Origin of the sequence: Megasphaera lornae, from assembly GCF_000214495.1 — a bacterium.
Classification (GTDB): Bacteria; Bacillota; Negativicutes; order Veillonellales; family Megasphaeraceae; genus Megasphaera; species Megasphaera lornae.
On sequence record NZ_AFIJ01000038.1, the window covers coordinates 33,617 to 55,397 of the forward strand.

Here is a 21,781-nt window from a genome sequence, read left to right on the forward strand (position 1 = left end):
ATACTAAGACAGAGTATCATAATACCAATATATATCTTACGGAGGATCCTGTATGTCGACACCGAAACCGACCGCGTATACCCCTATACGATACCTTTGGCTGCTGACGGGCTGTATCAGTTTTATCTTGGGAACCGCAGGTATTGTCCTGCCCGTTTTACCTACCGTTCCTTTTTATATGCTTACCTTATTTTGTTTCAGTCGCAGCTCCCCGAAACTCCATGCCCGATTTTGCCGCACGCAGTTATATCGGCGCCATGTCGAGTCCTTTGTAAAAAACCGCACCATGCCCCGTCGAGCCAAATACCGCATCGTGACGGTCGTTACCCTTCTTATGCTGCTCGGCGCCTTCTATATGCGTACCCGGATTTGGGGACTTATTATCTTGGGAATCGTTTGGATAAACCATATTATTTATTTCTTTTTCATTTTAAAAACAGAACCGTCTGCTGCCGGGCTCGCCGAAAAAAGCCGCCGACTATAAAAAAAGAGAAAGCCTGCCGCTCATAAGCGGGCAGGCTTTCTCTTTTTTAGCGGACCTTTCAGGACTCCGGTCCGAGTAACAAATACGCCTTCCTTACTGCTTTAATTTTGCTAACGTGCGCATCAAAATTCGAGTCAACGAAGCGACGGAATCCAATTCCACCGATTCATACGGACTGTGAATATCATGCGTGGCCGGTCCGATAGACACAATGTCCAACTTCGGATTCAACGCATAAAAATATCCCGTTTCCAATCCGCCGTGAATCGCTTCCACTTTCGGCGCTTTACCGTTTTCCCGTTCATATTCTTCCGCAATTAACGGCAACAACGCACTTTCCGCTTTACGATTCCATGCCGGCGCCGGTTCCGCTATATCCACCGTAAATCCGGTTAACTCTGCAAACACCGGCAAGCTTCGCATCAGCTCTCTTAATCTTGCATCCGAAGAAGCCCGCGGAAAATAATGAACCGCCAACACATTATCTTTCATCTGCACACTGCCGATATTCGCCGAAAGATCCGGCAACGTAGGCAACGTCCGGTTCATCGCAAACACGCCGACGTGCAAAACGGTTAATAATTGTACCACCGCCTTCGCATCGGCATCCGCAACGACACGCGAAGGAATGGGGACCTCTGTCACGGTCACTTGCACATTTTTTTCTACGTCGCCATAAACCGCCGTAAATTCCTGTTTTGCTTTCTCTGCAATCATCCGCACCTTTTCCACATCATCCGCCGTCACATTGATCACCGCTTCCGCTTGTGACGGAATAGCATTCGGCGCCGTCCCCCCTGCAATAGATGCCAGGCCATAGGCGATTCCCCCCTGCTGAAGTTGCAGCAAAATACCTGCCAACCCGGTAACGGCATTTCCTTTTCCCTCATTAATCGTTTCCCCTGAATGCCCGCCGCGCAATCCTTTTAACGTGATTTTTACAGCTTTGCTGCTATGCGGCGCCTGCCATTGAATATTGCGCCGAAAATCGGTATGGACACTGCCGGCGGAGCTCACACAAATAATATTGATATCTTCCGAATCACAATTAATAACATATTTTACATCCTGCACATACGCGGCATCCAAATGCTTCGCCCCGGTCATGCCCATTTCTTCATCCACCGTAAAAATAATGCGCAAAGGGCCGTGTTTTACATCTTGCTGCAAAACATAAAAAATCATCGCTTCCGCCACGCCGTCATCGGCTCCCAAACTGGTACCGTCGGCCCGCAAGATATTATCTTCCACAATTAACTTGATTTCACTTGTCAACGGATCGTACGCTACCCCCGGTTTAGCCACACAAACCATATCCATATGCCCCTGCAATAACGTTAGCGGCCAGTTCTCACATCCTGCCGCGGCCGGGACATTGGCAATCACATTATACACTTCATCCTGCACCACATCTTGTATACCCAAATCGCGGAAGCGTTGCACAATATAATCACTCACTTCTTTTTCATGGTGCGACGGACGCGGATGCTTTGCCAACCCGGCAAATTCTTTCAAAAATCCGTCAATTATTTCCTTATTCTGTATCATCTATCATCCTTCCCTTCCCTATATGTATCTTTCTTTCTTAACTATATTATCTATTATATTATAGCATACTTGTACACTTTGCACAGGAACCGCTCGGCAACCCGCTATACTTATCCGTTTTTTCCGTTTAATTATATCGTCAAAAATTTCTATCGACGCCGGCAATAAATCTACAGCATGACTTTTATGCCTAAATGTTGTATACTATGTATGGGCAAATGTTTTTTTACTTTGGATTTTTATTATTTGTAAGGAGGTTTTCTTGTATGAATTCACCGTTAAAAACGGCAGTGAATTATCCGCAACTGCCGGAATTAACAGTGCGCGGCATGTTGCTGGGAATGCTGATTACCATCATTTTTACAGCATCGAACGTGTATCTCGGCTTAAAGGTGGGATTAACCTTTTCCTCATCCATTCCGGCTGCCGTAATTTCTATGGCGATTTTAAGAATGTTTAAGGATTCGAATGTACTGGAAAATAACATGGTACAAACGCAGGCCTCTGCCGCCGGAACGTTATCGGCCATTATCTTTATTCTTCCCGGCTTGCTGATGTTGGGGTATTGGCAGGGATTTCCCTTTTGGGAAACCTTATTGCTCTGCGCCTGCGGCGGGTCTTTAGGCGTATTATTCACCATACCGCTGCGCCGTGCTATGGTGGTTAACAGCGATCTTCCCTATCCGGAAGGCCTGGCTGCCGCAGAAATTCTGAAAGTGGGCAGCGAATCCCATACGGCGGCCGCACAGGGTCAACAAAAAAAAGCCACGGGAATGAAAGATATTGTCGGCGGCGCGGCATTATCCGGAATTTTCAGCCTTTGTGCGAACGGCTTCCATGTGTTATCATCGGAATTCAGTTATTGGATTTCCTTAGGTAAAACCTCTACGACCCAATTACCTATCGGCTTTTCTATGGCACTGTTAGGCGCCGGCTACTTAATCGGTATTGCCAGCGGGATCGCCATTCTGGTCGGAATGATTTTGGCGTGGGGTATTTTCGTGCCGTATTTAACCGGAATCATGACGCCCGACCAAGGCGTTACGGCCGCTAAATTTGCAAGCTCCATTTGGGCGCATAAAGTCCGCTTTATCGGCGCCGGTTGTATCGGGATTGCCGCCATTTGGACACTGATTTGCCTGGCCAAGCCGGTAGTCGACGGCATTCGCATGTCCATTCAATCCTTACGGGTAAATGATACCGCCGAAAAGCGTATCCTCCATCATACCGATTTGGACATGACGCCCAAATCAATCGGCCTGGTCTTCTTGGCGATTATCATAGGATTGGCCATTACTTTTTATTCTTTTGTCAGCGCCTTTCCCTTATCGGCAGGACTAATTGCCCTGTATGTCATTGTCGGTATTTTAGTTGCCGTTTTAATGGGTTTCTTTGTCGCTGCCGCCTGCGGCTATATGGCAGGACTTATCGGCACTTCCGCCAGCCCGATTTCAGGAATCGGCATTTTAGGAATTATCGTTTCCTCCTTAGTCGTTCTCGGCTTGAGCACTTCCTTCGGAGTATTCGATATGGCCGGCGGTTCTCAATTTGCGACAGCCTTAGCCATCTTTATTACCAGTGTCATTGTCAGCATTGCGGCGATTTCCAATGACAACCTGCAAGATTTAAAGACCGGCTATGTAGTCGGTGCTACGCCGTGGAAACAACAGGTAGCATTGATTATCGGTTCCGTCATCGGTGCTTTCGCCATTGCCCCGGTACTCAATTTATTGTATCAGGCCTATGGATTTACCGGCGCCCTGCCGCGAGCCACTATGGATCCCGGCCAAGCCTTGGCCGCTCCGCAGGCTACCTTAATGACCACCATTGCCCAAGGAATTTTCAGTTCCACCTTAGATTGGAATTATATTCTGTTCGGTATCGGAATCGGCATTGTAGCGATTATTGTCGATCAATTGTTAAAGCGTAATACTAAAGCATTAATGTTGCCGCCGCTGGCTGTCGGTATGGGAATTTATTTGCCGCCCACCTTGGAAGTTCCCCTGGTTATCGGCTCCCTCATCGGCTTCTTTGTCAATCGTTCGCTCCGTGCCCGTGCAGCCCGTCGCAGTCCGGGACATGAAACGGAAGATGTGGATGCCTGCACCCATCGCGGCGTTCTTTTTGCTTCTGGAATGATCGTCGGCGAAAGCATTATCGGTGTAATCATTGCCTTTATTATTGTCGTTTCCGTAACTTCCGGAGGCAGTGAAAATCCATTAGCGTTGGTCGGTAAAGATTTTGCGGGAACTGCGGAAATATTAGGGCTTATTGCCTTTATTGCCGCCATTGTAATTTTCATTCGTTATATTTTTGCTACAAAATTTAAACCGGAATAACGCCGGTACGTAAAAAAGGCATTTCTCTAACAGAGAAATGCCTTTTTTTACCATTTCCGAAACGCCCCGAAAACCCTGATTTTTTTTACCCCCGGTTCCCCTTCTTACGGCCTGCGTTATCCCCGCCGGCTGCCCCCTTTATATGCTCCGGTAAAAAAAATCATTGCATTTATTTTTAAATATGCTATGTTTACGATATAAACTGTTTGTTAAAGGAGCCTTTACTCATGACTATTGATAATGTAACCGCCGTTTATTTCAGTCCCACAGGAAATACCGAAAAGATGTGCACCCAAATAGCACAAGAACTGGCAAAAAAACTCCGTGTTCCCTGTCGACATGTAAACTTCACTCTCCCGACCTCCCGGACCCGCCGCCATGTCTTTGCAGGCACGTCCTTAGTCGTCTTCGCCATGCCTACCTATGCGGGACGATTGCCCAACAAACTAGTACCGTTCGTACAAAAAAACTTTCAAGGCCTTCAATCCCCTGCCATTACGTTAGTCACTTTCGGTAATCGCAGTGCCGACAGTGCGTTGCCGGAATTGGCCCAAACCTTAGCGCAAAACGGCTTTTATGTGATTGCCGGCGCTTCGTTAGCCGCTCCGCATGTGTTTTCCCCCCGTATCGGCAACACGCGTCCCGACGCTGCGGATATGCGTTTGCAGGAAGATTTTATCCGGGCATTAGTAAACAAATTGCGCCCCCAACTCCCGCTTGCCGAAGTCCCCCGTCCTTCCCTGCTGTCCGCTCCGATTGCGCCTTATTATACGCCGCTGGGAATAGACGGAAAACCGGCCAAATTTTTAAAAGCCAAACCGCAAACGAATCTTCCGGCCTGTACCCGATGTCTTCGTTGTGTAAATGCCTGTCCGATGGGAAGTATAAATCCCGAAGATCCGTCCCAAGTACCGGGAATTTGTATTAAATGTCATGCCTGTATTCACATCTGTCCCCACCATGCCAAATACTTTGCCGACACCGCCTTTTTATCCCACGTGGCCATGCTGGAACAAAATTATACGCGACGTGCCAAAAATCACTACTATCTATAATCGCTGCTATCCTCAAAAAATACTTGTATACGTTCCTCATATCATATATACATGCTTGGCTTATAGTAAATTATATACAAACGTGTATATTATGCCTACTATTGCCGTTTCTCGTTTTCCCAACATACACAATTCAATACAATAATTTATATTTATTTTTGACAAATCATAGATTATTGTTTATTTTTTCTATTATCAAAATAACGACAATATAGGCATGCAAAAAACAGGCTGACAATATGTCGCCTGTTCTTTGTACTGGAAGGTACATTCACTTATATCACTATGCAATCAGAAAAGAAGAGGGTTCGTTACGAGAACCACCTATAGTATACTATGCCTTGCGTCGTTTTTACAACTGCACTAAAATTATTTTTTCGCTTGAATAATAACTTCATCATATCGATCAAGAAGATACCGTATAATCTTCTTGATTTTTTTATTATGATATAATACGTGACTGATACCGGCGCCCAAAAAAGCGCCCCCTATAATGTCGGATACATAATGCAGCCGGCAAATTACCCGCGATACGGCCAACACGCCGGACCATATCAGCAGCGGAATACCCGCAGTTTCTCCTCTTGCCAAAAATATACAGGAAATCGCCACGCTGTTCATCGTATGATTACTGGGAAACGACGCATTATCCTTATGTGCGCACCAAGCCTTTTTCCCGTTCATAAAAGGACGCGGCCGTCGCCAAACCGCACCGATCAATCGCGATAAAACCGACCCGGTAATAACGGCGAATAAACAATACAATAACGTCTCCCGTCGCTGTATGCGCTTCCCTGCCGGTCGCGGCCGAAACCAGGAAATAAGCCCGTACAAAACAAACAGGATATAGCCGAAGCGAGTAATAAGTACCCAAAATCGTCGCCATTGCCGACGATACGTATGAAATTGTAAAAGAATACGAATGACCATAACCGCTACATGTATCATACTGCGCTCCCCTTCTTTAAACTTCATCTCTTTTCTTTCATCATACTGTAATCTCCGCGCCTGTCAATATGGGAGTACAGGATACCGACAAAATTGTTTTTATTCTTTTTTTTGATTATTTTATTCTTTTTACTGGACATTTTTTTCATCCGCTTGTATAATATATCTAAATTAGTTTTTATTAATTCATCAGGAGGGGATTGTATGAATCTCAAAAAAGCAACATATCTATTAGTAATTACGTTACTTTCCGTCGGTGTATTAAGCGGCTGCGGGCACACCCCGCAAGCGCAAAAAGATACAACAAAGCCTTTACAAGTGTGTACCAATGCCACCTTTGTACCGTTTGAATTCAAAGATGACGCCAACGCTACGGAGTACAAAGGGTTTGAAATGGATCTGCTGCAAGCCGTAAGTAAAGAAATGGGTCAACCTATTGCCTTAAATAACGTTCCCTTTGCCGGAATTATTCCCGCCTTGCAACAAGGCACTATGGATCTGGGCGCTTCGGGAATTACCCTTTCTCCCGAACGTGCTGAAAAAGTCGCCTTTTCCGCACCGTTTTATGAATCAAAATTAGTCTTGATGGTTCCCGCATCCGGTTCGATTCACAGTATACAGGATTTAAAAAATAAAACCGTTGCCGTCCAAATGGGCACAACGGCCGCCGACTATTGCGACAGTAAAAAACTGGCCACCAAACAATTCGATCATAACTCGGAAGTGATCATGGAATTGCAGGTAGGCGGCTCTCCCGCCGGTATTTTAGATAAACCGGTTGCCGATTACTATCTTACCAAAGAAGGAAAAGGTAAATTTAAAATCATTGATCTGCCCGATGCCAAAGGAGAATACCTGGCCTTTGCCATGAACAAAAACAATCCGCAATTGCAAAAAGACATTGATGCCGCCTTACTGAAACTGAAGAAAAACGGCACCTTCCAAAAAATTTATCAAAAATGGTTCGGTACCAATTGTCCGAATTTGCCGGATTCCGCCGCCGCTGCCTTAGCACAAACGGCAAAATAATACGTGAACGGATTTGCCTTTCCCGGCAAATCCGTTTTTACATTTCCTATGCCTGGTCGTCTTCCTGCATATGTGATAATATAAAATAATACTTGTACCTATAAAGGAGACTATCCCATGAAATGTCTGGTATTACTCAGTGGCGGAATTGATTCCACTACTTGTTTAGCATTAGGTGTAAAAAAATACGGTCCTTCCGAACTATTGGCCGTTACCGCTTATTACGGTCAAAAACATGCGAAAGAACTCCAAGCCGCCCGCAACGTAGCCGCCTATTACGGGGTCGCGCATCGTGAAATCGATGTGTCGCAGGCGTTTACCCTTAGTGATTGCCCGCTCTTAGCCGGCAGAAAAGGCGCCATTGCCCATACCTCCTATAGTGACCAATTGGCGGCCAAAGGCGGCGCCGGCACCTTGGATACGTATGTACCCTTTCGCAACGGACTGTTTCTCTCCTTTGCGGCCGCCTTGGCCGTCAGTGTCCATGCGTCCTGCATCTACTATGGCGCCCATGCGGACGATGCCGCCGGCCGAGCCTATCCGGATTGTACCCCGGAATTTGAACAAGCCATGGCTACCGCCATTTATGAAGGATCCGGAAAAACATGCCGCTTGGAAGCCCCTCTATTGCAGTGGAACAAAGCGCAAGTAGTCCGCCAAGGCTTACAATTACAAGCTCCCTATCATCTGACCTGGAGCTGCTATGAAGGTCGGGAAAAACCTTGCGGACTGTGCGGAACCTGCCGCGATCGGGCGGCCGCCTTTGCGGCCAACGGAGTCCCCGATCCGGCATTATAATACAAAGGCGCTGTTTTATACCGAAACAGCGCCTTTATATCGCCTGTCTTGCAATAACCGGATGAATACGGTACACTAAACGTAAACGTCATGACCGGGGAAACAAACGTTGCACCGGCCTGTAAGAATACTATAAATTCACGTTCTCTCGGCAAAGGAGATGTTGTTATGCTGAAAAAAACCAAAATTGTTTGCACCTTGGGTCCCGGTTCCGAATCTCCCGCAATCATTGAAAAAATGATACTTGCCGGCATGAATGTGGCCCGTTTCAACTTCTCGCACGGGTCTCATACGGAACATCAAAAACGCATAGAAACCGTCCGGGCCGTAGCGCAGAAATTGGGCATACCGGTTGCCCTTATGCTCGATACGAAAGGGCCGGAAATCCGTTTGGGACATTTTCAAAACGGCACCGTTACCCTCACCGCCGGCAAGCGGTTTACCCTTACTTCGCGGGAAATCATGGGAAATGAAACCATCGCCTCGGTCAATTATAAAGAATTGCCGGCCGATGTACATGTAGGAGACCACATTCTGTTATCCGACGGTTTGGTAAATTTGGAAATTGTCGCCATAGAAAATACAGAAATTCATACTAAAATTCTTAACAGCGGGATCATGAGCGATCGCAAACGCGTAGCCGTACCGGGCACGGCCATTAATTTACCGGCCGTTTCTCCTGCCGATAAAGAAGATATCGAATTCGGGATTTCTATGAACATGGATCTCATTGCCGCTTCCTTTATGCAACGCAGTAACGATGTCGTAACCATTCGCAAAATTTTGGAAACCGCAGGCAGTTCTATGAAAATTATCTCTAAAATAGAATGTCGGGCGGCCGTGCAAAATATTGATGAAATTATAAAAATGAGCGACGGCATTATGGTCGCGCGCGGAGATTTAGGCGTAGAAGTGCCGGCGGAAGAAGTCCCGACCCTGCAAAAAACGCTGATCCGAAAATGCCGTGCTGCCGGCAAACCGGTAATTACGGCCACGCAAATGCTGGAATCCATGTGCACCAATCCTCGTCCTACACGGGCGGAAACCGGCGATGTCGCCAATGCCATCTTGGACGGAACGGACGCCGTAATGCTCAGCGGCGAAACCGCCAACGGGCAGTATCCGGTGGAAGCGGTTACCACCATGGCGCGCGTGGCCATGTATACCGAAAATCACAGTTCTTTCCGGCCGCTCTCCATCGACTATACGGCAACTACAACGACCGAATCCATCGGAAAAGCCGTCGTAAAAATCGCCACCGATTTGCATGCGGCCGCTATTATCGCCTCTACCGAACACGGCAGTACGGCGCAAATGATTTCCAAATTCCGCCCGCATGCGCCCATCATCGCCGTATCCCCCCATACGGATATTATTCGCCGCCTCCAATTGAATTGGGGGGTGCAGGCGATTCAGGGCGACAATGCCAAAGATTCGGATGAAGTCGTCGCTAACGCCATTGCCGCCGCGTTAAAACAAGGACTCATTCAAACCGGCGACTTAGTTGTGTTGACCGCCGGAGTGCCCGTCGGCCAATCCGGATCCACCAATATGATCCGTGTGCAAGTAGTGGGAGATGTATTGCTGCGCGGAATGGGCATCGGCAAAAAATCCGCCGTCGGCAAAGTATGCGTAGCCACCGACATAACCGCCTTGAAAAAACATTTTCACGACGGGTGCATCCTGGTGCTGCGCACGGCGGAACCGGATTTTATTCCCTACTTGAAAAAAGCCCGTGCCATTGTTGCAGAAGAAGGCGGCTTGACCAGCGAAGCCGCGATTCTCGCCATTACCCTCGGCATTCCCATTGTGGTGGGCGCGAAAAATGCCTCGTCCATCTTAAAAAACAATGATACGGTCACTGTAGACAGCAGTCGCGACACCGTCTTCCGCGGTGCCGCCAACGCCCGGTAACCACCCAAGAAAAAAACAGGCACCTGTACAGGTGCCTGTTTTTTTTACTGTAAACCGCTTAATTTTTTTCCGCTCTTGCAGCAATAATTTGTTCCGTTATCTTTTTGGGAACTTCTTCATAATCCCAAAATTCCAAATGAAACGTTCCTTTTCCCTGCGTCATGGATCGCAAAGCCGTCACATAGCCCGCCATTTCCGCCAACGGCACCTGCGCTTTAACGACAATAATCCCTTTCCGATTGCGATGCGGTTCCATTCCCAAAATACGGCCGCGCCGACTGCTGAAATCGCCCATCACATCGCCCATAAACTCTTCCGGAATAACCACATGAACCGTATAAATCGGTTCCAACAATACCGGTTCCGCTTCCGGAATCCCTTTTTTAAGCGCCAAAGCCGCCGCCGTCTTAAACGCCATTTCCGAAGAATCCACCGTATGATACGAACCGTCTTTTAACGTAACCTTCACATGAATCATGGGGAACCCGGCCAACAAGCCCTTATGTAACGTTTCTTCCACGCCTTTTGCCACGGCCGGAATATATTGTCGCGGCACGGCACCCCCGAATATGGCGTCCGCAAATTCCACCTCTTCTCCGGTCGCCGACGGTTCCATCGTCAACACGACATGCCCGTACTGGCCGTGTCCGCCGCTTTGCTTCTTATGCTTTCCTTCCGCCGTCGCCGTGCCTTTAATCGTTTCCCGATACGGAATATACAACGCTTCCTGTGCCGCCTGTACGCCATACTTTCGCTCCATTTTAGTCATAATATGTTCTAAATGAATATCGCCCATACAACGTACTACAATTTGTTTTCCTTCCACACTCTTTTCCACACGGCAGGTCGGATCTTCTTCCCCGATACGAACCAACGCATTCACTAATTTTTCTTCTTCCCCTTTTTTAACAGCCTTCAGAGCTACACTGTGCAGCGGCTGCGGAAACCGCACCGGTTCGAAATAAACGGGGAACTCCGGTGCCGCCAACGTATCGCCCGTCTTCGTCCGGTCCAACTTCGGAAGCACTACAATATCACCGGCCGGCGCACGCCCTATCGGCTTGGCTTCTTTCCCGATTAACGTTAATATTTTTCCTAATTTTTCTTCACATTTACGCGTAACATTATACACCCGGTCGCCCTCTTGCAAACTTCCCGAATAAATACGGACATAACTCATTTTTCCCGCAAACGGATCGACAGTGGTCTTAAAAACAAATCCGGAAAAAGCCTTATGCGAATGTACCAACACGGCTTCGCCGTTTTCCGCATCTTCTCCGGTCATGACTTTCTGCGCCCCTGTCGGCATATACGTAATAATACGCCGCAACAATTCTTGTGTCCCTATATGGTACCGCGCACTGCCGCACATAACGGGGCAAACCCGCCCCGTCAACATCCCCTGTCGTAAGCCGTGCCGCAATTCGTCCAGCGTCAATTCTTCGCCTTCCAAATATTTTTCCAGCAACGCATCGTCGCCTTCCGCCGCCGCTTCCATGCACATTTCCCGCACTTGTCGCGCCTTCGCCATATATTCGGGCGGCACTTTAATTTCTTCGCAAACGCCTTCTTTCCATTCCCACGCGATCAATTTGCACACATCAATAATCCCGCGAAAATCCTTTCCTTCTCCCAACGGAATCTGCAACGGCATAATAGATTTTCCGAACACAGCACGCATTTTTTCCAAACACGCAAAAAAATCCGCCTGCTCGCCGTCCATTTTATTGACATACACCATGCGCGGTAATTGTAACTCCACCCCATAATCCCACGCCCGTTCCGTATCCATTTCCACGCCCGCTTCAGCGGAAACCACCAATAAAATCCCGTCTGCCGCCCGCAATGCCGCTCTCACTTCGCCGCAAAACTCGGAATAGCCCGGCGTATCCAAAAAATTTATTTTATATCCTTCCCATTGGCAGGGCGCAATCCCCAATTGAATCGTAACATTGCGCTTAATTTCTTCCGGCTCATAATCCATAATATGCTTATTATCTTTGCCGACACCTACCGCCGCCACTTCCCCGCACGTCAGAAGTAACGATTCGACGACCGCCGTTTTTCCCGCGCCGTCATGAGAAAGCACTGCTACATTACGAATTTGCTCACTAGTATACTCTTTCATTACCATCGCCTCCCGGAACCTAAGTTTACTTACTATATTCTGTACCCTGATTCGGTTTTCCTTTTTTTCCCGCCCTATATTTTCCCGCGCCCCCCTGCCGCAGCTTGCCGAGTACCGCCATACGCCATTTTTCAAGTATACGGAAATAGCAAAAAACCATCTCCGCCCTGCAAAAATTGCATATATTCCGCCTTTTTCCGGCCATGCCCATAAAACGCTCTTTCCTTAAAAAGTACCGAAAAAAAGATTTTACTCCCTATACTGCGGTGCAACCGGTTCTTTTTATCGTTTATATATACCAAATATGATATGATAAAGGGTAGTGAAAAACGAAACAATACGGCACTTCATAGTGGAGGATAAAACGTCATGGCAAATTTATCGCAACAAAAGCGCGAGCGTATGCTGGCATTACTACAAAAAATCAAAGAAGAACATACCGATGACGATGACATGCTCGTTGCCTTAGGTGAAATTGAAAACGAGCTCAACTCGAAAAAATATGGTCTTGTGTGGGAAAAACACGAAGAACAAGTTGACCGTATGATGCAAGACAATATACCTGTGTTCACGGAAGTAAAAGAGCGTGAAATTAAAGCAATTGATGAAAACGCCTATAACTTTCTCTTGGAAGGTGATAATCTACATAGTTTGAAGTTGCTTGAGAAAACGCATGCCGGAAAGATTGATGTGATTTATATCGATCCGCCGTATAATCGTGGAAAAAATGATTTTAGATATAACGATGACTATATAGTAAAAGAAGATGGATATAAGCATTCAAAATGGTTGTCATTCATGGAAGAAAGATTGATTGTAGCAAAGGAATTGCTAAGTGATAAGGGGTTAATTTTTATATCTATTGATGATAACGAAATTGCACAGCTAAGACTTCTTATGGATGAAATATTTGGAGAAAGTAACTTCATAAATTCTTTTATTTGGAAAAGAAACTCAAGTGTAAAAACTGAAAAGGATAAGTTTACAATAAATACAGAATATGTGTTGCTATATGCTAAAAGTTTACAATTTGAATTAAATCCTGCGTATAAACCTTTATCTGATTCCACAAGAAAAATGTATAGTAAGAACGATAATGATGGGAGAGGGTTTTATCGTTTATATCCATTGCAAAAACCAAAGGATCCAGGTCCAGAAACAACTTATGATTATGTTGATAATAATGGAAAGATATGGAAATGTCCCAAGAACGGATGGAGAATGAAGTATGAGAAATTAAAAGAATTAGAAAACGATGGTAGGCTAAGCTTAGAAAATAAATCTCTTAATGAGAAAGCATATTGGAACGAAAGAGAAAATGAGGGCAAAAAAATAGATACTCTTTGGAATGATTTGCCAGAAAATACGACAGGTAGTAGTGAATTAGAAAAGGTGATGGAAGAAAAGAATACATTTAGCAATCCTAAGCCTATTAAATTAATTCAGAGATGTTTAGAGATTTCTAGTAAAAACGCTACCGTCCTCGACTTCTTCGCAGGCAGTGGTACTACTGCTCAAGCTGTTCTTGCACTTAACAAGGATGATGGCGGAAATCGTAAGTTTATTCTTTGCACCAATAACGAAAATAATATCTGTGAAGAAGTGACCTATGAGCGCATTAAGCGTGTGATTCATGGCTATGCAGATGTAGAAGGCATCCCTGCCAACCTCAAATACTTTAAGACGGACTTTATTGCTAAAGATGCAGACGATGTAAGCGAGGAACTCCTTTCTCACATCAAAGAGATGGTAGAGCTGGAAAATGGCATTACGCTGGATAACAAGCACTATCTCATTGTTTTGAGTGATGAACAAGCGGACGAACTGGCTAAGAACTGGTCGAATTATAAGGACGTAAAGGCAATTTACGTTTCAAGGAATGTATTGTTTACCTCCGAGCAGGATGCTCTTTTTAGTAACACGGAGATTCACATTATTCCCGATTACTACTTCGAATATGAGCTGAAGGAGGTCGGTGAAACATGGTAAATCCGGGGCTTACCATCAATTTATTTGCATTTCAAGAAAAAGCCGTAATCCGTTTAATCGATGTAACGACTAAGTCGGATGCGAAAGAAACGGTCGTTATGAAAGCGCCTACCGGTTCAGGTAAAACCATTATTCTTATTGACTATGTTGATACATATTTAAGTAATGTTGATAAGAAAACTGCTTTTATTTGGCTATGCCCGGGAAAAGGAAACCTTGAGGAGCAAAGTCGTAAGAAAATGCAAAAACTTTCTCCCGGTAGAAAGACGCAGAATTTATTTGACGCGCTCTTAGGCGGATTTCCTGAAAGTTCAACGACTTTCATCAACTGGGAGCTGGTGACCAAGAAGGGTAACACGGCTATTCGTGATAGTGAACGTAAAAATCTCTTCGACCGTATAGCGGAAGCCCATCGTTCAGGCATAGCGTTTATTGTTATTATCGATGAGGAACACTCCAATAACACGGCAAAAGCCAGAACGATTATCGATGCCTTTGCTGCTAAACATACAATTCGCGTCAGTGCCACGGCTATTGAAAACAAACGTTATGAATTTTTTGAAATTGATGAATTGGATGTCATTAACGCCGGTCTTATTACCAAAGCACTCTATGTGAATGAAGGCATCGAGGAACATCTCAACATTGATGATGACTATGATACCTTGCTTGATTTAGCAGATAGCAAGCGCAAAGCGATCGCCGGCAGGTATACATCAATTGGTAAAATTATACGACCGCTTGTGCTGATTCAGTTTCCCAACGGTAAGCCTGAAACGATTGAAGCAGTAGAAGCAAAGCTTGCGTCCATGGGTTACACGTATGAAAACGGGATGGTCAGCAAGTGGATGAGTGAAGATAAGAAAGACTTACCCGATGATTTAACTGAAAATGACGGTATTCCTGTGTTTCTTCTTATGAAGCAAGCCATATCCACCGGCTGGGATTGTCCGCGTGCAAAAATACTCGTAAAGCTTCGTGAAGGCATGAGCGAATCCTTTGAAATACAAACTATCGGACGTATACGCCGTATGCCCGAAGCAAAACACTATGATGATGACTTGCTTGATTTTTGCTATGTTTATACTTTTGATGAGAAGTACAAGGCAGGACTACTCTCTTCCATGGATAAGGCCTACGAAACAAGACGTCTGTTTCTCAAGGATAAGTGCAAGACATTCACGTTAGAAAAACAAATTCGTGACCGTGATTTTAACGGTTTAGGTGAACGAGAAGTGTTGCAAAAGATTCACACTTTCCTTGTTGAAAAATACCAACTCACAACCGATAAGAAAGCAAACCTCACACGCCTGGAAGCTGCCGGCTATATTTTCGGCGATGAAATACTCGGATCTGCCTTACATGGTAAGTTCATTAAAACATATTCCGTAGCTGAAGCTACTACCTACTATGTAACTAGAAAACGTGTCAATACACATAAACACGGTATCGAACTTTTACACAGTGTGGATGCGATTAAAAGCACGATTGGTATATCAACTGCCAAAGTAAAAGTCATTCTGGAACGCTTATTCCGTAAAGGTGGCAATAATAAGCAAAAACTCATTACCCTTCCCACCGCCGACTTTTATGCTTTTGTCGTTAACAACGCACATCTTTTGAAAGAAGAATTTAGAGCTGTTACCGCTAAAATGGCTGTACAGCAATCGCTGCTATTAGCCCCTAAAACAACTACTTTCAAAATACCGGAGCAGGATTTTTTCAAATACGATCCGGGTGTAAAAAATGAAGCGGAATATCTTACCAATGCCTATCGGGAATATACATCCGGTTATGCCACAAGTTTAGTTCGGTCCACATCGGAAATGCTCTTTGAGAAGTATTGCGAAACACGAGATGATATTGAATGGGTCTACAAAAACGGCGATACGGGACAACAATACTTCTCCATCGTCTATGTTGACGGTCTGCAACATCAATGGCTGTTCTATGCCGACTATATTATCAAAAAGAAAAACGGTACTATCTGGATCATTGAAACCAAAGGCGGAGAAGCTCGCGGACAAGATAAAAATATAGATAGACAGATTGGAAATAAATTTAACGCTTTTAAACAGTACGCACAAGATAAGAAAATTAATTGGGGCTTTGTGCGCGATAAAGACGGATCGCTTTATATTAACAACACCGTATTTGCTGAAGATATGGCCGACGATTGCTGGGTACCGCTATCTGAAAAGTTTTAAGTGCATAGTGAAAAACGGCAAGCTATCCATACGCTTGCCAAGCGTTTTATGGCGACCAAGAACTGAACTGTACGCGTTCTTATAGAAGCCCGTTTCACCAACACGGGCTGCCGTCAAACGGCTCCGGTAATGACGACAACAAGCACCGCCTGCTTCGTGCCACATGCACGGGCAGGCGGTTTGTGTTCCCGCGTAAAGACGCGTGGTCGGATTTCGTCCCCTCTCTTACAATGCCCACTTTTGCGCATCTTTCTTTTTTTAGGAAAGACGTCTATAATGAAATAACGAATACACTCGACATACTGGGTCTATAGGTAAAGGAGGATTTTCATGAAAGCATTTGATAGAGAACACAGCGTTTGGCAACGCTTTACACCGGAACAACGGCAGGAAGTACTGGCGTACGGAACAAACTATCGTCAATTTTTAGATACGGCCCGCACGGAACGCTTGGCGAATAAGGAAATTTTACGCCAAGCACGGGCGGCCGGCTTTAAACCGCTGACCGACTACACCGCCTTGCAGAAGGGCGATAAGGTATATTGGGATCAAAAGGGAAAATCCGTTATTTTAGCCGTCATCGGCGAGCAGCCGCCGGAAGAAGGACTGAAAATCGTCGGCTCTCACATTGACTGCCCGCGCTTGGATTTAAAGGCTATGCCCGTCGTGGAAAAAGACAGTATAGTGTATTTTAAAACGCATTATTACGGCGGTATTTTAAAATACCAATGGGTATGCCTGCCCTTGTCGCTGTTAGGCGTAGTATATACGGCGGCAGGTGAAAAAATCGAAGTATCGATCGGCGACGATCCCGAGGATCCGGTACTCTATATTACCGATTTATTACCTCATTTAGGAAAAGATCAGGCCGTAAAAAAATTAAATGAAGCGATTACGGGCGAAATGCTCATGCCGATCATCGGCTTACACAGTGATACGTCGGAAGTAAAACCGGCCATTCTGCAATTTTTACAAGATAAATACGGCATAGAAGAAGAAGATTTTGCCAGTGCCGAATTAGAAATTGTGCCGGCACAAAAAAGTCGGGAAGTCGGGCTGGATCGTTCGATGATCATGGCCCACGGGCAAGATGATCGGGTTTGCTCCTATGCCAATTTAGCCGCTATTTTACAGGCGAAAAGCGCCCATAAAACCCAAGTGGCCCTCTTTGCGGATAAAGAAGAAATCGGCTCTATGGGAAATACGGGCGTACAAGCTTCTTATTTTCTTGATTTTATGGCCGAATTACTCGCTCTCCGGGGCCATACGGAAGATATTTATTTGCGCCGTCTCTTGCGAAAAAGCGAAGTTCTTTCCGCCGATGTTTGCGCCGCGCTGGATCCGAATTTTGAATCGGCTTTTGAAAAAAACAATGCCGGAAAATTCGGCTACGGCATTGCGCTCTGCAAATATACCGGCTCTCGCGGGAAAGCCGGCAGCAGTGATGCCAACGGCGAATTTTTAATAAAAGTACGTACAATATTCAATGAAAATAAAGTGCCCTGGCAAATCAGCGAATTAGGAAAAGTCGACCAGGGCGGCGGCGGTACGATCGCCTACATTATGGCAAACTGGGGTTGTGAAGTCGTGGATTGCGGGGTAGCCATGCTCAGCATGCACGCGCCGCTGGAACTGGTTGCCAAAACCGACGCGTATTGTGCCTATTTAGCGTACAAAGCCTTCTTTGAAAGCCGTTAACCCCGATACGGTCGCCCGTATACGACGCCCCCTCCGTTCAGCACGGAAGGGGCGTTTCGCATACGGGTGTTTTTTTTCATTTTTTTTACAGAAAGTCTTCACGAATTTCTTGCTTCTGTCTATAATAATAGTACCTGTATTTTAAACAAGTAAGGAGAGAATGACTGTGAATCGGTGTCTTTTAATAGTAAATCCCTCATCCGGACGCGAACGTGCAAAATATCATAAGCAAAACCTGAAAAACCGCTTGGAAACCATGTTTGACTATGTCGAATTACGCGAAACGCGTCAAAGCGGCGATGCTACCGACTGGGCTGCCGAAGCTTGTGTATCCGGCTTTGATTCCTTATTTTGTATGGGCGGCGACGGTACCTTAAATGAAACCGTCAACGGCCTGGCACATGCGAAACGGCCCATTCCCTTCGGCTTTATTCCGTTAGGTACGATTAATGATTTAGCACGCGCCTTACATATTCCCTTGCATCCGGAAGAAGCCATTGCGCTTTTACCGCGCTGCAAACCGGTACCGGTCGATATAGGTCGGGCAAACGATCGCTACTTTATCAACACCATTGCGGCGGGCGTATTACCGCATGCCGTCGGTCATGTATCCATTGAACAAAAAACGCGCTTAGGCCCGTTGGCTTATTTTTTAACCGGTATTAAAGCCTTTCAAACGCATGCACCTTCGTTATTTAAGATTGAAACGGAAAATGAAGAGCTCATTTATCGTTCCCCTTTAGTGGTCGCCATGCTAACCAATTCGGTCGGCGGCTTCCGCAATATTGCCCCCCGGGCCAAGGTGGATGACGGCAAAATATGGTTATCCGTCTTTAAAGATTTTACCTATCTGGATGTCTTGAAAATGGTGCCCGAATTTCTTTCGGGTACCCAGCTGAGCGGAGAATATATGACCTTAATGACCTTAACCCGAGCCCGCATAACGTTACTGGACGATACGCCGTTAACCACCAATATGGACGGCGATGAAGGCCCTTCCTTCCCCTTGGATTTAGAAGTACTGCCTTCCTTTCTTTCTGTCTATATTCCTCAATAATCCTGCTATGCAAACAAAAAAATCGGTTCCGCATGGTGAATACGGGAACCGATTTTTTTATGTTTCTTACGAAATAACTAACGAAATAAGCAGTACACCGACTAATCCCATGACGGAAATAATCGTTTCCAATACGCACCAGGTGCGCATCGTGTTTTTGACCGTCAAGCCGAAGAACTCTTTAAATAACCAAAAACCGGGATCATTCGGCGGGCTGAAAATCAAACTGCCCGCACCGGTTGCCAGCACCATCAACTCGGGACTCACGCCGGTAACCGCCACGACCGGAGCCGCAATGCCGCCGGCCGTTAACGCCGCTACCGTAGCGGAGCCGCAGGAAATACGAATAACGGCGGCTACAAACCACGCCAATAATAAGGGCGATAACCCGGAATGGGAAGCAATCGTGCCGATGTACGTACCGACCCCGCTATCAATTAAAATTTGTTTCAACGCACCGCCGCCGCCGACAATCAATAAGATCATGGCTACTGCCAGAATCGCATCCTGTGCCGTAGTCATTACTTCTTTCATCGTTTTGCCGCGTTGTATGCCGAACGTATAAAACGCCACAATAATCGAAATCGTCAACGCAATGTCCGGCGTTCCCAAGAAGGTCAATACCTGATAGGTGACCGTTTCCGGCGACAAGGTCATCTTGGTAACGGCCGATAACGCCATTAATACGACAGGAATCAACGCCGTAATAATACTGACGGCAAAGCCGGGCATTTCTTCTTCCGTAAAGACCTTGGGTTTAAATAAATGTTCCGGCATTTCCGCTTTAATATGCGTAATGGTTTTATAAAACAACGGGCCGGCTACAATGGCGGTCGGTACGGCAATAATTAAGCCGTAAATCAAGGTTTTGCCGATGTCGGCATTATAAATAACGGAAATCGCCGTAGGTCCCGGATGGGGCGGTAAAAATCCGTGCGTCACCGATAAGGCAGCCGCCATCGGAATGCCGGCTTCCAACAGAGGCACCCCGGCGGCCGCCGCAATCGTAAAGACAATCGGAATCAGCAATACAAAGCCGATTTCATAAAACAGGGCGATGCCCACAATAAATCCGGTCAGGCATACGGCCCACTTGACATTTTTGGCGCCGAAAAGCCGGATGAGCGTCATGGCAATACGTTGTGCGCCCCCGCTTTCCGCCATAAGTTTTCCCAAAATAGCGCCGAAAGAAACGACAATCGCCAAGCCTCCCAAGGTTCCGCCCAACCCTTTTTCAATCGTCGGAATCAGTTTTACAATGGGCAGGCCTTCGGCCAAGCCGACAAAGCCGGCCACAATCAACAAAGCCAAAAAACTGTTCAGCTTTACTTTGACAATCAAAAAAATAAAACAATAATACCAATTGCCAAGATAAATAACGGCATACTTTCTCCTCCTCTTCTATACTGCCCGGAATAGACAGTACAAAACTATACTGATGATATAAAGCAATCATTTTACTTCCTGAATCAATGATACGTTTTATTCATTTAGTTGTATTATACAAATTCCCGGTCTCTGTGTAAATACTTTAGTATACATCTGCAAAAATACTTTATAAAAATTGCGAAAATCATCGTCCGACACTGTGTATCCGCTATACAATTCCCTGTCGGTTATACTATAATAATGCGGAAAGGAGTGTCTTCATGCCATATATTTGTAACGATTGTCCCCGTCACTGCCGGGTCGCCCGCAGCACGACGCCGCTTCCCGGAAAACAGCTGCCGGGGTATTGTCACTGTCCGTCGGAACCGCTTGCCGCCCGCGCCGCCCTGCATTATTGGGAAGAACCGTGTATCAGCGGTACACGCGGTTCGGGAACGATATTTTTTACAGGCTGTAATCTGCGCTGTTGTTTTTGTCAAAATTCGCGCATTTCGCAAGACGGCTACGGCTTTCCCGTATCGCCGCTTCAGTTGCGACGCATTTATCAGACTCTCATCCGCCAAGGCGCGCATAATATTAATCTCGTCACTCCTACGCCCTATAAAAAAGCGATTCTTGACAGTTTGCAAACGCCGCTCCCCGTGCCGGTGGTATACAATTGCGGCGGCTATGAAAGCGTAGAGACCATTCATGAATTAAAAGGGAAAATCCAAATCTATATTCCCGATTTTAAATACATGGATACGCAAGCCGCCGCGCGTTACAGTGATGCCGAAAATTATCCCGAAATCGCGCAGCAGGCCATTCTCGCCATGTATGAACAGGTAGGCGCCTATCAGGCGGATAGTCGCGGCATCCTGCAAAAAGGCGTAATTATTCGGCACCTCGTACTTCCGGGCCTGTTAAAAAACACGTATGCCGTGATTGATTGGGTGCGAAAGACGTTTGCTCCCAATCAAGTGTTATTCAGCTTAATGCGCCAATATGTCCCCTGCGGGCAAGCCGCCCGGTATCCGGAAATCAACCGCCTGCTATCGGCAAGGGAATATAAAAAAGCGGAGCAATATTTGTTCGACAGCGGCATTGAAGACGGATTTGTACAAGAAAAAGCCAGTGCCGATAAAAATTTTATTCCCCTCTTTGACGGCACCGGTATTATCTAACCCCCATATTTCCGGCAAATAAAACCGCCTCGGGC

General features: G+C 46.1%; 14 protein-coding genes and 1 pseudogene. 11 read left to right on the plus strand and 4 right to left on the minus strand.

The window, feature by feature from the left end; translation table 11 throughout:
- Nucleotides 1-52 precede the first annotated feature (52 nt).
- Nucleotides 53-484 (plus strand): YbaN family protein, encoded by a 432-nt coding sequence (locus HMPREF1039_RS06070; RefSeq protein ID WP_007391553.1) that lies wholly within the window; start codon nucleotides 53-55, stop codon nucleotides 482-484.
- A 93-nt stretch (nucleotides 485-577) separates the two neighbouring features.
- On the opposite strand, the gene pepD is transcribed toward HMPREF1039_RS06070, so the two are convergent.
- Nucleotides 578-2,032 (minus strand): beta-Ala-His dipeptidase, encoded by a 1,455-nt coding sequence (pepD, locus tag HMPREF1039_RS06075; protein WP_007391560.1) that lies wholly within the window; start codon nucleotides 2,030-2,032, stop codon nucleotides 578-580.
- Nucleotides 2,033-2,298: 266 nt separating this feature from the next.
- Between pepD and HMPREF1039_RS06080 the strand changes: the two genes are divergently transcribed.
- Both HMPREF1039_RS06080 and HMPREF1039_RS06085 read left to right on the plus strand, forming a co-directional pair.
- A complete protein-coding gene (locus HMPREF1039_RS06080; RefSeq protein WP_007391589.1) occupies nucleotides 2,299-4,371 on the plus strand; it encodes an OPT family oligopeptide transporter in 2,073 nt (690 codons plus the stop codon).
- A gap of 227 nt (nucleotides 4,372-4,598) precedes the next feature.
- Nucleotides 4,599-5,426 (plus strand): EFR1 family ferrodoxin, encoded by an 828-nt coding sequence (locus HMPREF1039_RS06085; protein WP_007391603.1) that lies wholly within the window; start codon nucleotides 4,599-4,601, stop codon nucleotides 5,424-5,426.
- A gap of 369 nt (nucleotides 5,427-5,795) precedes the next feature.
- On the opposite strand, the gene HMPREF1039_RS07855 is transcribed toward HMPREF1039_RS06085, so the two are convergent.
- Nucleotides 5,796-6,401, minus strand: a complete 606-nt coding sequence (locus HMPREF1039_RS07855; RefSeq protein ID WP_007391595.1) for a phosphatase PAP2 family protein — start codon at nucleotides 6,399-6,401, stop codon at nucleotides 5,796-5,798.
- Nucleotides 6,402-6,578: 177 nt separating this feature from the next.
- Between HMPREF1039_RS07855 and HMPREF1039_RS06095 the strand changes: the two genes are divergently transcribed.
- The 3 genes from HMPREF1039_RS06095 to pyk all read left to right on the plus strand — a co-directional run bounded on the left by HMPREF1039_RS06095 (nucleotide 6,579) and on the right by pyk (nucleotide 10,115).
- Entirely contained in the window at nucleotides 6,579-7,403 is an 825-nt protein-coding gene (locus HMPREF1039_RS06095; RefSeq protein ID WP_039891861.1) for a basic amino acid ABC transporter substrate-binding protein, read from the plus strand.
- Between the two features lie 117 nt (nucleotides 7,404-7,520).
- Nucleotides 7,521-8,201, plus strand: a complete 681-nt coding sequence (gene queC / locus HMPREF1039_RS06100) for a 7-cyano-7-deazaguanine synthase QueC (RefSeq protein WP_007391531.1) — start codon at nucleotides 7,521-7,523, stop codon at nucleotides 8,199-8,201.
- Nucleotides 8,202-8,369: 168 nt separating this feature from the next.
- On the plus strand, nucleotides 8,370-10,115 hold the full coding sequence (pyk, locus tag HMPREF1039_RS06105; RefSeq protein ID WP_007391608.1) for a pyruvate kinase: 1,746 nt from the start codon (nucleotides 8,370-8,372) through the stop codon (nucleotides 10,113-10,115).
- A 58-nt stretch (nucleotides 10,116-10,173) separates the two neighbouring features.
- Here pyk and fusA read toward each other — a convergent pair whose 3' ends face one another.
- Nucleotides 10,174-12,243, minus strand: coding sequence for an elongation factor G (gene fusA, locus HMPREF1039_RS06110; RefSeq protein ID WP_007391576.1), 2,070 nt, complete (start codon nucleotides 12,241-12,243; stop codon nucleotides 10,174-10,176).
- Nucleotides 12,244-12,612: 369 nt separating this feature from the next.
- On the opposite strand from fusA, the gene HMPREF1039_RS06120 reads away from it, so the two are divergent.
- The 4 genes from HMPREF1039_RS06120 (at nucleotide 12,613) to HMPREF1039_RS06135 (ending at nucleotide 19,194) form a co-directional block, all read left to right on the plus strand.
- The gene (locus tag HMPREF1039_RS06120; RefSeq protein WP_007391522.1) at nucleotides 12,613-14,232 is read left to right on the plus strand and encodes a site-specific DNA-methyltransferase; all 1,620 of its coding nucleotides are present in this window, start codon (nucleotides 12,613-12,615) and stop codon (nucleotides 14,230-14,232) included.
- On the plus strand, nucleotides 14,226-16,439 hold the full coding sequence (locus tag HMPREF1039_RS06125; protein WP_007391570.1) for a DEAD/DEAH box helicase: 2,214 nt from the start codon (nucleotides 14,226-14,228) through the stop codon (nucleotides 16,437-16,439). Before HMPREF1039_RS06120 ends, HMPREF1039_RS06125 begins: the two co-directional genes overlap by 7 nt.
- A 330-nt stretch (nucleotides 16,440-16,769) precedes the next feature.
- Nucleotides 16,770-18,137 carry an aminopeptidase gene (locus HMPREF1039_RS06130; RefSeq protein ID WP_007391599.1) on the plus strand — a complete coding sequence of 456 codons (1,368 nt, stop codon included), beginning with the start codon at nucleotides 16,770-16,772 and terminating at the stop codon, nucleotides 18,135-18,137.
- 160 nt (nucleotides 18,138-18,297) lie between these two features.
- Entirely contained in the window at nucleotides 18,298-19,194 is an 897-nt protein-coding gene (locus HMPREF1039_RS06135; protein ID WP_156210749.1) for a diacylglycerol/lipid kinase family protein, read from the plus strand.
- A gap of 66 nt (nucleotides 19,195-19,260) precedes the next feature.
- Here HMPREF1039_RS06135 and HMPREF1039_RS06140 read toward each other — a convergent pair.
- A pseudogene (locus tag HMPREF1039_RS06140) lies at nucleotides 19,261-20,579 on the minus strand (gluconate:H+ symporter).
- A 264-nt stretch (nucleotides 20,580-20,843) separates the two neighbouring features.
- Between HMPREF1039_RS06140 and HMPREF1039_RS06145 the strand changes: the two are divergent.
- Complete coding sequence (locus tag HMPREF1039_RS06145; RefSeq protein WP_007391604.1) at nucleotides 20,844-21,746, plus strand: hypothetical protein; 903 nt, start codon at nucleotides 20,844-20,846, stop codon at nucleotides 21,744-21,746.
- Nucleotides 21,747-21,781 lie beyond the last annotated feature (35 nt).

Bases quoted from the DNA above. Each gene is read 5' to 3' on its own strand.
- HMPREF1039_RS06070 (WP_007391553.1), top strand. From the start codon at position 53: ATGTCGACACCGAAACCGACCGCGTATACCCCTATACGATACCTTTGG.
- pepD (WP_007391560.1), bottom strand. From the start codon at position 2,032: ATGATACAGAATAAGGAAATAATTGACGGATTTTTGAAAGAATTTGCC.
- HMPREF1039_RS06080 (WP_007391589.1), top strand. From the start codon at position 2,299: ATGAATTCACCGTTAAAAACGGCAGTGAATTATCCGCAACTGCCGGAA.
- HMPREF1039_RS06085 (WP_007391603.1), top strand. From the start codon at position 4,599: ATGACTATTGATAATGTAACCGCCGTTTATTTCAGTCCCACAGGAAAT.
- HMPREF1039_RS07855 (WP_007391595.1), bottom strand. From the start codon at position 6,401: ATGAAGTTTAAAGAAGGGGAGCGCAGTATGATACATGTAGCGGTTATG.
- HMPREF1039_RS06095 (WP_039891861.1), top strand. From the start codon at position 6,579: ATGAATCTCAAAAAAGCAACATATCTATTAGTAATTACGTTACTTTCC.
- queC (WP_007391531.1), top strand. From the start codon at position 7,521: ATGAAATGTCTGGTATTACTCAGTGGCGGAATTGATTCCACTACTTGT.
- pyk (WP_007391608.1), top strand. From the start codon at position 8,370: ATGCTGAAAAAAACCAAAATTGTTTGCACCTTGGGTCCCGGTTCCGAA.
- fusA (WP_007391576.1), bottom strand. From the start codon at position 12,243: ATGAAAGAGTATACTAGTGAGCAAATTCGTAATGTAGCAGTGCTTTCT.
- HMPREF1039_RS06120 (WP_007391522.1), top strand. From the start codon at position 12,613: ATGGCAAATTTATCGCAACAAAAGCGCGAGCGTATGCTGGCATTACTA.
- HMPREF1039_RS06125 (WP_007391570.1), top strand. From the start codon at position 14,226: ATGGTAAATCCGGGGCTTACCATCAATTTATTTGCATTTCAAGAAAAA.
- HMPREF1039_RS06130 (WP_007391599.1), top strand. From the start codon at position 16,770: ATGAAAGCATTTGATAGAGAACACAGCGTTTGGCAACGCTTTACACCG.
- HMPREF1039_RS06135 (WP_156210749.1), top strand. From the start codon at position 18,298: ATGACTGTGAATCGGTGTCTTTTAATAGTAAATCCCTCATCCGGACGC.
- HMPREF1039_RS06145 (WP_007391604.1), top strand. From the start codon at position 20,844: ATGCCATATATTTGTAACGATTGTCCCCGTCACTGCCGGGTCGCCCGC.